Source organism: Parabacteroides sp. AF14-59 (assembly GCF_003479515.1).
Classification (GTDB): Bacteria; Bacteroidota; Bacteroidia; order Bacteroidales; family Tannerellaceae; genus Parabacteroides; species Parabacteroides faecis.
In genome coordinates, this window is record NZ_QUHH01000006.1 from 108,863 (window position 1) to 122,376 (window position 13,514).

General features: G+C 41.3%; 9 protein-coding genes. 7 read left to right on the forward strand and 2 right to left on the reverse strand.

Going from position 1 to position 13,514, the window contains the following annotated elements; all coding sequences use genetic code 11:
• Positions 1-153 precede the first annotated feature (153 nt).
• From DWW23_RS08970 to DWW23_RS08985, 4 genes are all read left to right on the forward strand, one after another.
• Positions 154-2,100 (forward strand): ABC-F family ATP-binding cassette domain-containing protein, encoded by a 1,947-nt coding sequence (locus DWW23_RS08970; protein WP_122352951.1) that lies wholly within the window; start codon positions 154-156, stop codon positions 2,098-2,100.
• Positions 2,101-2,254: 154 nt separating this feature from the next.
• Entirely contained in the window at positions 2,255-3,421 is a 1,167-nt protein-coding gene (nagA, locus tag DWW23_RS08975; RefSeq protein WP_007658849.1) for an N-acetylglucosamine-6-phosphate deacetylase, read from the forward strand.
• Positions 3,422-3,454: 33 nt separating this feature from the next.
• The gene (gene nagA / locus DWW23_RS08980; protein ID WP_122352952.1) at positions 3,455-4,621 is read left to right on the forward strand and encodes an N-acetylglucosamine-6-phosphate deacetylase; all 1,167 of its coding nucleotides are present in this window, start codon (positions 3,455-3,457) and stop codon (positions 4,619-4,621) included.
• 171 nt (positions 4,622-4,792) lie between these two features.
• Entirely contained in the window at positions 4,793-5,989 is a 1,197-nt protein-coding gene (locus tag DWW23_RS08985; RefSeq protein WP_122352953.1) for a PLP-dependent aminotransferase family protein, read from the forward strand.
• Here DWW23_RS08985 and DWW23_RS08990 read toward each other — a convergent pair.
• Entirely contained in the window at positions 5,981-7,393 is a 1,413-nt protein-coding gene (locus DWW23_RS08990; RefSeq protein WP_122352954.1) for a PLP-dependent aminotransferase family protein, read from the reverse strand. The genes DWW23_RS08985 and DWW23_RS08990 overlap by 9 nt on opposite strands.
• A gap of 240 nt (positions 7,394-7,633) precedes the next feature.
• Here DWW23_RS08990 and DWW23_RS08995 point away from each other — a divergent pair, with 240 nt between their 5' ends.
• From DWW23_RS08995 to DWW23_RS09005, 3 genes are all read left to right on the forward strand, one after another.
• Positions 7,634-8,101: a nuclear transport factor 2 family protein gene (locus tag DWW23_RS08995; RefSeq protein ID WP_158583168.1), complete on the forward strand. Its 468-nt coding sequence runs from the start codon at positions 7,634-7,636 to the stop codon at positions 8,099-8,101.
• A gap of 58 nt (positions 8,102-8,159) precedes the next feature.
• Positions 8,160-10,571, forward strand: a complete 2,412-nt coding sequence (locus DWW23_RS09000) for an ABC transporter permease (protein ID WP_122352956.1) — start codon at positions 8,160-8,162, stop codon at positions 10,569-10,571.
• Positions 10,572-10,699: 128 nt separating this feature from the next.
• On the forward strand, positions 10,700-12,694 hold the full coding sequence (locus DWW23_RS09005) for a glucosamine-6-phosphate deaminase (protein ID WP_122352957.1): 1,995 nt from the start codon (positions 10,700-10,702) through the stop codon (positions 12,692-12,694).
• Between the two features lie 133 nt (positions 12,695-12,827).
• On the opposite strand, the gene DWW23_RS09010 is transcribed toward DWW23_RS09005, so the two are convergent.
• On the reverse strand, positions 12,828-13,418 hold the full coding sequence (locus tag DWW23_RS09010) for a DUF4251 domain-containing protein (RefSeq protein ID WP_122352958.1): 591 nt from the start codon (positions 13,416-13,418) through the stop codon (positions 12,828-12,830).
• Between the last annotated feature and the right edge of the window lie 96 nt (positions 13,419-13,514).

Here is a 13,514-nt window from a genome sequence, read left to right on the forward strand (position 1 = left end):
ATTAAATGCTTCTTCTCTATTTTAGATGAATTAACTTTCCTTTAAACCTTCAGGAAGCTTTGTATATTTGATAAATTCCGGACCTCTTACTATATCCATTAGTATATTGTCAAAATAGAAATTGTATCTTTGTGCCCGTAATACAGAATAAATATGATTTCGGTTGAAGGACTAACAGTTGAATTTGGCGGATTTACGCTTTTTGATGACGTTTCGTTTGTGGTAAATAAGAAAGACCGTATCGCGCTGGTCGGAAAGAACGGGGCGGGAAAATCTACGATGTTGAAGATCTTTGCAGGCTTGCAGACTCCGACATCCGGGACAGTGAGTGTTCCTAAAGAAACAACGATCGGTTATCTGCCGCAGCAAATGCAGTTAACCGATAGCCGTACGGTTCGTGAGGAAGCGGAGCAAGCTTTCGGACATATCCGGGAAATGGAAAAAGAGATCGAACGGTTGAACCTGGAACTGGCAGAGCGGACTGATTATGAGACTGAATCATATCAAAAACTGATAGACAAGGTAACGCATCTTTCTGAACATTTTCAGTTGCTGGGAGGAAGTAACTACCATGCGGAGCTGGAACGGACTTTGATCGGATTGGGATTCAAACGTACTGATTTCGATCGTCCGACCTCTGAATTCAGCGGTGGATGGCGTATGCGTATCGAGTTGGCAAAGTTATTGCTTCGTCGGCCGGATGTATTGTTGCTCGATGAGCCGACCAACCACCTGGATATTGAATCTATCCAATGGCTGGAGAATTTTATAGCTACCCGCGCCAATGCGGTGATTTTGGTTTCTCACGACCGCGCCTTTATCGATAACACGACTTTCCGGACGATCGAGATCGAATTGGGAAGCATATACGATTATAAAGTCAAATATTCCGAATATGTGGAACTCCGTAAGGAACGCCGCGAGCAACAACTTCGTGCTTTCGAAAATCAGCAGAAGAAGTTGGCTGATACGGAAGCCTTTATTGAACGGTTCCGCTATAAGGCGACGAAATCCGTTCAGGTGCAGTCGCGTATCAAGCAGCTGGAAAAGGTAGAACGTATCGAAGTCGATGAGGTCGATACGGCGATGTTGAGCCTGAAGTTTCCGCCTGCTCCCCGGTCTGGTTCTTATCCGGTGATCATGGAGAATGTGGCCAAACGTTACGGTGATCATCTGATATTTAAAGATGTGACATTGACTATAAATAGGGGAGACAAAGTGGCTTTTGTCGGTAAGAACGGAGAAGGTAAGTCTACGCTTGTAAAATGTATCATGGATCAGATCGACTATGAGGGCAAATTGCAGTTGGGACATAATGTGAAGATCGGTTACTTTGCACAGAACCAGGCACAGTTACTGGACGATAACCTGACGGTATTCGATACGATAGACTATGTGGCAGAGGGAGATATACGTACCAAGATACGCGATATACTCGGAGCTTTTATGTTCGGTGGCGAAGCATCTGATAAGAAGGTGAAAGTATTGTCCGGTGGAGAACGGAGCCGTCTGGCTATGATCCGCCTTTTGCTGGAGCCTGTCAATCTCCTGATTCTCGATGAGCCGACCAACCATTTGGATATGCGTTCGAAGGATGTTTTGAAGGATGCATTGCGTGAGTTCGACGGGACTGTGATCGTTGTTTCACATGACCGCGAATTTCTGGATGGCCTGGTCGATAAGGTCTATGAATTCGGAAACCAGCGCGTCGTGGAACATTTGGGTGGTATCTACGAGTTTCTGGAAAGAAAGAAAATGGACAGTCTGCGCGAATTGGAGCGTACTGCACAGGTCGCTTCTTCTACAACGGATACGGAAGTGCAGCCTACGCAAAATAAATTATCGTATGAAGCACGCAAGGAGCAGAGTAAAGCGATCAAGAAAGTAGAAAAAGCTGTCGCTGAAGCCGAAAATAAAATAACTGAACTGGAAAACTCCATAGCTGCTATCGAAGCCAGGCTGGCTACTCCGGAAGGTGCATCCGATACCTCTTTATATAATGATTATTCATCATTGAAAAAAGAATTGTCCGACACGATGGATACATGGACAGAGTTGACCATAGAGTTGGAAGAATTGAATGAAAAAGCGTCCCGGTGATCCGGCGGCGCTTTTTTTGAAATATATTGATTGAAGAGGGATAGCATTAAATAAAAAGTATTTACTTTTGTCAGTGGTAAGCTTCGGCTTATTATACCATGAGTTTGAACTGATTGATAAATAACAAACGCCTAATTTATATAGACAAAATATTATGTTGACTCAAATTATTAACGGTCGTATCCTGACACCACAGGGCTGGATGAAAGATGGTTCTGTTCTGATTAGTGATAACAAGATTCTGGAAGTGACCAACTGTGACCTGGCCATAGTTGGTGCGAACCTGATTGACGCCAAAGGAATGTATATCGTTCCGGGCGGAGTGGAAATCCATGTTCACGGTGGGGGTGGACGTGACTTTATGGAAGGAACGGAAGATGCGTTTCGTGGTGCGGTGGCTGCCCATATGCAACATGGTACGACCAGTATTTTCCCGACTTTGTCTTCTTCAACGATCCCGATGATACGTGCGGCAGCGGCTACTACTGAAAAGTTAATGGCTGAAAAGGATAGTCCTATCCTGGGTTTGCATCTGGAAGGTCATTATTTTAATATGAAGATGGCAGGCGGTCAGATCCCTGAAAATATCAAGAATCCGGATCCCGAAGAATATATTCCTTTACTGGAAGAAACGAATTGCATCAAACGTTGGGATGCAGCCCCGGAACTGCCGGGAGCTATGCAGTTCGGTAAATATATTACTTCTAAAGGTGTGCTGGCTGCTGTCGGTCATACACAGGCTGAGTATGAGGATATCCAGACTGCTTACGAAGCCGGCTATACACATGCTACGCACTTCTATAACGCGATGCCTGGTTTCCATAAACGTCGGGAGTATAAATATGAAGGTACGGTGGAAAGTATCTATCTGATCGATGATATGACAGTGGAAGTGGTGGCTGACGGTATTCATGTTCCTCCGACGATCCTCCGTCTGGTATATAAAGTAAAAGGGGTGGAACGTACTTGTTTGATCACGGATGCATTGGCTTGTGCTGCAAGTGACAGCCAGGTGGCTTTCGATCCTCGTGTGATCATCGAAGACGGGGTTTGTAAATTAGCCGACCGTTCGGCTTTGGCCGGTAGTGTGGCTACTATGGACCGTTTGATCCGTACTGTGGTACAGAAAGCAGAAATTCCTTTGGAAGATGCTGTTCGTATGGCTTCTGAAACACCTGCCCGTATCATGGGAGTTTACGATCGGAAAGGTTCTTTGCAACGTGGTAAGGATGCCGACCTGATGGTCTTGGACAAAGATTTGAATGTACGTGCTGTCTGGGCTATGGGAAAATTGGTGGAAGGTACCAATAAGCTGTTTTGAGAATTGAAAGTTGAAAATTGAGAATTGAAAGTTATGTTAACACAAATAATAAACGGACAGATCCTGACTCCACAAGGTTGGTTAAAAGACGGTTCTGTTCTGATCAGTGATGGTAAAATACTGGAAGTAACAAATAGTGACCTGGCAGTGATAGGGGCTACGGTGGTAGATGCCAAAGGAATGTATATTATTCCGGGTTTCGTTGCTATGAATATACACGGTGGCGGCGGTTATGATTTTAAAGAATGTACGGAAGAAGCTTTCCACGGAGCAGTGAACGCACACATGAAATATGGTGCGACATGTATTTTCCCGACATTGGCCCCGCTTCCCATGACTGAAGTCAGGAAAGGGGTTGCCTTATGTGAAAGTGTGATGGCAGAGAAAAACAGTCCTGTGTTGGGATTACAGTTGGAAGGACCCTATCTGAATCCGAAGATGGCAGGCAGTTTGCTGACGGATGCATTGAAAGATCCTGATCCGGATGAATATAAATCGTTGCTGGAAAGTACGAATTGTATTAAACGTTGGGATGCAAGTCCTGAATTACCGGGAGCTTTGGATTTTGCCCGTTATGTCCGTTCAAAAGGCCTCTTGGCAGCCGTTTCTCATACAGAGGCTGAATTTGAAGATATTAAAGCAGCTTATGAAGCCGGTTTTACGCATGCGGCTCATTTTTATAATGCTATGCCCGGGTTCCACAAGCGGCGTGAATATAAATATGAAGGAACGGTAGAAAGTGTGTTCCTGGAAGATGATATGACAGTGGAAGTGATTGCCGATGGCCGTCACTTGCCTTCAACAATCCTGCGTCTGGTTTACAAACTGAAAGGTGTGGAACGTACTTGTTTGTCTACAGATGCTTTGGCTTATGCAGCTAATGAAGGAAAGCCGATAGATGATCCCCGTATCATTATCGAGGATGGCGTTTGTAAACTGGCAGACCATTCTTCGTTGGTTGGAAGTATAGCTACGATGGATGTGCTGGTTCGCACCATGGCACAGAATGCGGGTGTACCTTTGGCTGATGCGGTTCGTATGGCTTCCGAGACACCTGCCCGCCTGATGGGGGTTAGTGATCGTAAAGGTTCTTTACAGCGTGGTAAAGATGCTGATATCGTTATTCTGGACCGCAAATTGAATGTCCGTTCTGTTTGGTCGATGGGACATTTGGTGGAAGGAACGAATACATTGGCTTAATCAAAGCGTTATGATTCTATATAATGAGCTCGGTATTGTACCGGGCTCATTTCATTTTATCTGTACCTATCAATATAGATAAAATTATATCTGTTTCTGTTTTGCTTTTGTGGTTTACTTTGCAATCTCTACCTATATAATAAGGTTTTAATTAATAAACAGATAAATAGTATGCAGTTACAGTTTGCAAGAAGGATGTCCGATATAAAGGCTTCGGAAATAAGAGAAATACTTAAAGTGACAGAGAAGGAAGATGTTATTTCTTTTGCGGGGGGACTTCCGGCTCCTGAACTTTTTCCAATAAAAGAAATTGATGAAGTTAGCCGGGTCGTTTTGAAAGAGTCGGGAACGAAGGCACTTCAATATACAACGACAGAGGGGTATGCCCCTTTAAGAAAGTGGATTGCCGACCGGATGAATACCCGGTTAAGTACTTCTTTCGATGAGGATAATATCCTTATTACACATGGTTCGCAACAGGGATTGGATTTATCCGGTAAAGTCTTTCTGGACGAAGGGGATATTGTTCTGTGTGAAAGTCCGACATATCTGGCTGCTATTAGCGCATTTAAAGCATACGGATGCCATTTTATCGAAATACCTACAGATGGGGATGGCATGGTCATGGATTTTCTGGAAGATGTTTTAAAGAAAACCAACGGCATTAAACTGATATATGTAATACCGACTTTCCAGAACCCGACGGGAAAAACCTGGAGTCTGGAAAGACGGAAACGATTGGCGGAATTGTCAGCTAAATATAGTATTCCTGTAGTAGAAGATAATCCGTACGGCGAGTTGAGGTTTGAAGGGGAACCATTACCTTCTGTCAAGTCGTTCGATGCAAAAGGGAATATCCTGTGTACGGGGAGTTTTTCCAAGATATTCTGTCCCGGTTTCCGTATCGGCTGGATTGCCGGAGATAAAGAGATTATCCGGAAATATGTTTTAGTTAAGCAAGGGTCAGATTTACAATGTAATACAATTGCTCAAATGATCATTGCCGAATATCTGAATCGGTATGATATAGACGAACATATTAGGAAAATCATAGCGATCTATCGGAAACGCAGAGATGTGGCAATAGAATGTATAGGGAAATATTTTCCTGACAATATAAAATATACCCGGCCGGAAGGAGGTTTGTTTACGTGGGTAGAACTACCTGAAAATATTTCGTCACGCACGATTTTGGATACATGTATAGAGAAGAAAATTGCTTTTGTGCCCGGAGGTTCCTTTTTCCCCAATGGAGGTAAAGAGAATACCTTCAGGATCAATTTCTCTAATATGCCGGAGGAGAAAATAGATGCCGGTCTTCAGATGATCGGAGAGGTAATCAGAGAATATATCGATGGGTTACATTGATTTTTTGATGATCTCTCCCAAGGTCTTTAAACGTTCTTCGAGGGTAGGAGTCCATTGATGTCCGTAACTCAGGCGCATGCAGTTATTGAATTGATCCTGTAAGGTAAACATTCTTCCGGGAGCAATACTGATCTTTTGCTGCATCGCCTGATAATATAGTTCGGTTGTATCGACTTTTTTATCCAGTTCTACCCACATCATAAATCCACCTTGTGGATGAATGATTCTGGTTTCTTCCGGAAAATAATCTATAATGGACTGTACAAAATGGAGACTATTGGCGTGTAACTCTTGTCTCAATTTGCGCAGGTGGTTTTCGTATCTGTCATTTTCCATAAAGTTGGCGATGGTTTCCTGATTCAAAGGCGGTGTGGATATTAATGTAATGTTCTTTTGTCGAAGAACTTCCTTTTTGAATTTGCCCGGAGCGATCCAACCGACACGATACCCGGGCGCCAATGTCTTTGAGACGGAACAACACCATAACACTAGCCCTTCTTCATCGAAAGCTTTACAGGGTCTGGGACGGGAATTTCCGAAAAAGACGTCACCATACAGATCGTCTTCGATCAGCGGTATATGATGGTCTGCCAGCATTTTCACCACAGCCTTTTTATGCTCTTCGGGCATACAACTTCCTATCGGATTACTGAAATTGCTGATCAGTATGCATGCCTTAATTTGTGGCAGGACTTTCTTTAAAGCATCCGGTTCGACTCCGGTAACGGGATTTGTCGGTAACTCTATAACACGGAGTCCCATGCTGTTTGCCAGTTGAAGTAAACCGAAATATACAGGACTTTCGACAGCAATTGTATCTCCTTTTTGTGTGGTGGCCGACAAGGCTAATGAGACAGCATGGCTGGCTCCTGACGTAGTTACGATGTCGTCTTCGCTCAAAAGTCCGTTCCAGTTATATGTGAACCGGGCAATGTACTTTCTTAATTTAGGACTGCCTTGTGTATCCTCGTATCTTGTTCCGGAGCCAGGAAGTGAACGCATCGCTCTGACCAGCTCCTTATTAAGTTTGGCTATCGGCAATAATATATCTTCCGGTACGCCCAGAGAGAGACGGGTGATCGACAAATCTTCTATGGTTCGATACACTTCCGATATCAAATCGTTGTTTTCTTCGGCAGCATATTTGATCTTGGGCTGGGTCGTAGTAGGGGCAGATAGATGTAAAGGCTTGTAATTAACGAAATATCCGGATTTGGGGGAGGCGAGGATAAAACCTTCTTTTTCCAATTCATAATAGGCTTGTATGGCCGTATTCAGGCTTGTACCGTATTCTCTGCTTATCGTGCGTAGAGAAGGAAGTTTGTCTCCAGGTTTCCATATTCCTGTTTTTATTTGCCAGGCGATCGTCTTTGCGATCTTCTGATATAAAATTTCACCTTTCATATTCTGTATGTGTCCTGCAAAGATATGAAAGACTTTCGAAGAACGATAAGACGCGGATATAATGGAAGACTTACGAGAGGAACGTTTTTTATGTAACTAAACAAAAAAATTGAAGAAGATAACCCTATTTCTGGTTTAATCTGATATATTTGTAAAATATCCGTTTACTATTGACCTGAGTAACTTGTGGATACAGATAAAGATATTCTGATATTATTACTAATGAATAAAACGAAAAGTATGAGAACTTTATTTTGCTTATTTTCTATCTTGATTATGTCTTGTTGTGTCGGTTTAAATGCATATTCACAGGAACTGACGATTGAACAAAAAGAAAAGATCACTTCTGAGATTGTAACGGCTTTTGAAAATAGTATTAATGCTGCAGAAAACCTCGATGCAAAATTACTGGCAGATTGTGTAGACGATAGCTTTCAATCCGGCTTCATTATCAATGGACGTTTCTTCCCGCTTTTTAAAGGAGTAATGGACGATTTTAATGGAAAGGCGATAGGTTGTAAGTCCCAAGAATTGACCGTCATTAATAAAAAGATTACCGTTTTAGGAGAGAATACCGCATTGCTCACCACATCCGGAGATTATTCTTTATACCTCGAAGACGGGCGTACCCTAACCGGCAAATTTGCATGGACTATTGTTTATTCGAAAATAAACGGACAATGGAAAATCGTCCATAGCCATATGTAAAATATCCATTGGCGGAATGTGTTGGATTGATTTGGAAACAAAGAGAAAGGTGTAAAAAATGAATAGGTTAGATGCAGTGCTTGTCTTCAGGAATTTTAAGAAGAATAAATTGTCGACAGTGACGATGATATTCTCAATAATAATTGGGATATTTACATTTATTGTACTATCAAGTTATATTGGTTATGAAAGAAGTTACGATAAGTATGTAAATAACCATGAAAACATTTATCGTATTTATACCGAATTTTGTTCTCCCAATGGACAAGTTTTAACCAAACCAAAAAGTGAGAGAGGTATAGGGGAGATTTTAAAAGAAAAACACCCAGAGGTAAAAAAATCCGGTTTCGTAGGAAAACTGTCGAATTCAAATTTTCGGATTGATGATGATATCTTTTCTGAAGAATACAGTTTTTATGCTTCTAACTCAATATTAGACATACTTAATGTCACGGTTCTACATAACGACGATCATTCTAAATTGTTGAATGAACCGTACAAAGTCTTACTCTCAGAGAGTTTTGCACATAATTTTTTTGGTAATGACGATCCCCGTGGGAAGATGATCTTTATGTATCCGGCATTTAATGTTGAAATTCAGGGCGTTTACAAAGATTTTCCTAAACAGGCACATTTTAGGCCACAAATGCTTTTTTCTTTCGATAAGAATATGCGTTTACCTCCGCCGGTTTTGGATAAATGGGGGGCTGCTGAATTTTATACATACCTGGAACTGAATGATGGTACAGATATTAAAAAGATTGAGGATAACATGAATCAATTAGTGAGTAGCGAAAAGAGACATTATTTTGAAAGCACCGGCACAGTTCATAAATATCATCTTCAACCTCTTACCGAAATTCATACAAAATCACATTTGAGCGAAGAGTTATCAGAAAATATTCAAAACAGTTATTTGAATATTCTTTTAGCTATTAGTGTATTAATTGTCATTCTTGCCGGTTTTAACTATGTGTATTTTGCCTATACACGTATGGCGAAAAACTCACTGAAGCTTGGTCTTCAGAAATTGTTAGGAGCTGATAAACAGAATATTCTTGTGAGTTTTGTTTTAGAATCTTTCATCATTCATGTGGTTGCCCTTGCCTGTTCGATTATTCTGGTGATTTTGATGAAAGGATACTTGTTGAACAACCTTGGCTTTTCGCTGGGTTTCTCGCTTGCCAATCATAGTTTTTGGATTGGTTTTACAATAGTCTTCCTGATTAGTATTTTCCTGAATGGATTTATTCCTTTCTATACTCTAAACCGGAACAATTGCCTGCGGTTGATTAATAACAATTCAAAGAGTACTCTAAGAATGTATTTAACGGTAGTTCAATTTGTTACGTTAATTGCAATAATTGGAGTTATTATAGGAATCGATATACAGATTAAATATTTGATAAACAAGGATAAAGGTTACGATATCGATCATGTTATTGCGATCGCTGTACCGAAAAATATTAGCAGAGAATCGCGACTTGTTAAAAATCTTAATGCCTTTGACAATGATCTTATGAATTATCCTGGAATTGAAATGTTGACAAGCACTAATATTATTCCGGGAGATTTGCCTCCATACAACTACAGTTTTACAGAAGTAGGTAAATCATCGGGCGGTAAAGCGGGTATAATAATAGCTGATTCAAGTTTGTTGAGTAATTATAACATTAAGCTTTTAGCTGGGAGAAATTTTACGGACAATAAAAGAACCGATAATTTTCCTTGTATGATAAATATGAAAACCTTGAAAAACCTTGGATATGAAAAACCTGAAGAGGCGGTAGGGCGGCTCTTGTCATTAGATGAGGAAAGTGGAATGATCTCATACACAACTGAAATAGTTGGTGTTTGTTCTGATTTCGATTTCGTTTCAATGTTTGAAACACCACATTCACTGATATTGGTGAACTGGACAAATATGCTCTGGGGATATTATGTGATCAAGGTAAATGAGAATTACAACAAAGCGGATGTGATTTCGTATGTAAAAGAAAGATATAACGCAACCTTCGATAATTTCCCTTTCCAATATTACTATGTTGACGATTATTTCAATCAACAGTTCAAGGATGAAATTCATCTTAATTTGATTCTGAAGCATTTTGTCATATTGGCTTGTATCATTGCTTTTATCAATTTGTTGTCGGTAACCTGGTTTTCCACGAGTAGCCGCTCAAAAGAAATTGGGATCCGGAAAGTTTTTGGAGCTACAATAAGTGAAGTTGTCGTTTTGTTGAATGTTTCAATTGTTAAATGGATTGCGCTGTCTTTCTTGATCGCGATACCCATCATCTGGGTTGCACTCGGAGAATGGTTGAAGTCTTTTGCTTATCGAATCAATATGGATCCTGTGATACTTTTATTGCCGGGAGTCGCTGCATTGGTTATTAGTTTTATAACTATTTCATTCATAACGTATTCTTTAGCTAAAAAAGATCCTGTCGAATCCATTCATATTAAGTAGTGGGCAGGGGAGTTATACCGACTTATAGGTAAATAGATATTTTTGATAGGGTTCTTTAATCATTATTTGCCGGAGAATTGTTATATTTGTAATTCAAGTAAAAAAGTTGTACTAAATCGTAATTAAACATGAAGACGAACCTTAGTTCTCAAATTACCCTGACGCGTATACCTACCCGGTATTATCGTCCGGAAAACGCTTATGAGCAATCTGTTTTAACCCGTTTGGAAAAGATTCCGACAAACATCTACGAATCGGCAAATGAAGGTTCCTTTGCGATCGCAAAGGAACTGGCATCACAAATACGTAAGAAACAGGAAGCCGGAGAGCCTTTTGTTCTTGCATTATCCGGAGGCCGTTCTCCTCAGAGTGTTTTTAAAGAATTGATCCGTATGCACAAGGAAGAACAATTGAGCTTCCGTAACGTGATTGTATTTAATGTATATGAATTTTATCCGTTGAGCGCTTCAACAAATAGTAACCTCGCTTATCTGAAAGAGTCGTTGTTGGATCATGTGGATATCGATCCGAAGAATGTCTATTCGCCTGACGGTTCTATGCCGAAGGATGATATATTCGAATTCTGCAGACAATATGAACAGCATATCCAGAGCTTCGGAGGTATAGACTATATTCTGTTGGGTGTAGGTCATGCAAGCAATATTGGCTTTAACGGTCCGGGTTCTTCTATAAATGTGGGTACTCGCCTGGTATTGCTGGATAACGATGCCCGTAAAGAAGCTGCCCGCACATTCAAATCGATCGAAAATGTTCCGGCAAGTGTAATCACAATGGGGATTTCAACGATCCTGAAAGCTAAAAATGTGATTTTGATGGCTTGGGGTGAAGATAAGGCGCATATTGTTGCTAATACGGTTGAAGGAAAAGTGAGCGAAACAGTTCCTTCTACTTATTTGCAGACTCATATGAATGCGAAAGCTGTTATCGATCTGTCTGCTGCTTACGAACTGACAAGAATCAGTCATCCCTGGTTGGTTACCAACTGCGATTGGGATAACAAGCTGATCCGTCGTGCTATCGTATGGTTGTGCCAGTTAACGGGTAAACCGATCCTGAAGCTGACAAACAAAGATTATAGCGAACATGGTTTGGGCGAACTGTTGGCCCTGTACGGATCTGCTTATAATGTAAATATCAAGATTTTCAACGATATCCAGCATACTATTACCGGCTGGCCGGGTGGAAAGCCGAATGCAGACGATTCCAACCGTCCGGAACGTGCTACTCCGTATCCTAAGAAAGTGATCGTATTCAGTCCGCATCCGGATGATGACGTGATCTCTATGGGTGGTACATTACGCCGTTTATGCGACCAGCACCATGATGTACATGTCGCTTATGAAACTTCCGGTAACATCGCTGTAGGTGATGACGAAGTAATCCGTTACTGCGAATACCTGCGTGATGTTTGTGACAAATATTCTCCGAATGATACGGGCGTTAAGGATAAGGCGGAAGAGATCATCAAATATCTGCGTTTCGAGAAAGTAGAAAACGGAGAACCGGAAAAGAGAGATGTTCTGTTCATGAAGGGTACTATCCGTCGTGAAGAAGCTCGTCACGGTTGCCGATATTCGGGTGTGAAAGATGAAAATGTTCACTTCCTGGATTTGCCGTTCTACGAAACAGGTCTTGTAAAGAAGAACGATCTGGGAGATGCCGATGTGGCTATCGTGAAGAAACTGTTGCAGGAAATCCAACCGGATCAGATGTTTGTTGCCGGTGACCTAGCTGACCCGCATGGAACACATAAGGTTTGTCTGGATGCTGTATTGGCTGCTATCGACGAATTGAAAGACGAAGAATGGCTGAAACATTGCCGTGTTTGGATGTATCGCGGAGCATGGGCAGAATGGGAAATGGACCACATCGAAATGGCAGTACCTATCAGTCCGGAAGAATTACGTTTCAAACGTAATGCGATTCTGAAACACCAGTCACAGGCAGAAAGCGCACCGTTCCTGGGCGATGACGAACGTTTGTTCTGGCAACGTGCTGAAGACCGTAACCGTGCTACTGCTGAACTGTACAAGGATTTGGGCCTGGCTTCTTATGAAGCGATCGAAGCATTTGTTCAGTATATGATCCCGTTTGATAAATAAGAATCTTATTAAAAAATACAGAAGGTATCCCCAAAAAGGATACCTTCTTTTTATGTCCTGACCGGAGCTGATAACAAAAAAGAAGATGTCCTTTTGAGACATCTTCTTCATTTAATTCTGAGTTGATACTAAATTAATAGGTTGTTCCCTGGAAAATGTTTGATTGAGCGTATGGGATCAATGTTCCTACCATAGTCAAGTCTCTTCCTGAGAAGTTCGGGTCTACTGTTACGGTTGCTTTGTTGCTGCCGTTCATCAGTGTCAGATTTACTGTGGCAGAGATGAAGATACCCTGAACACTCATAGACAGGTAGACATTTCCGTCTTTATCCTGCTTTGTCTGAATGTTTGATGCGCTACCCTGGACTGTAACACCACCTAATCCATTAGGACCTGGGTACGGTGAGTTGGATGCGATCTGTACCATTGCCTGGCCATTGTTCAATGAGACGAAGTTGGTGTTTGAGTTCACATAGTAAACCATTCCGTTCATTGGTTGTACGGAGTTGGCCTCCAAAACGAAAGACTGGTCGCTGATAGCTTGCATGGCTGTGTTGAATTCCTGTTCATCCATGATAGCGTCTTTAGCTTCTCTGGCTTCTTTTTTAGCTTCTCTTTCTAACTTTTTCTCTGCTTTTTCTGCGGCTTTACTCTGAGCCTGTACATGTGTCATTCCCCCTATAACAAGAGTGAAAACGACGATAAAAGATACAATTCTTTTCATACGATTTAGTTTAAAACGTTTTCAAAATGTAGTAAAAAAACAAGCGGATGATAAAAAGGTTTCTAATAAATAGACGATTGCAGATACTATAACATT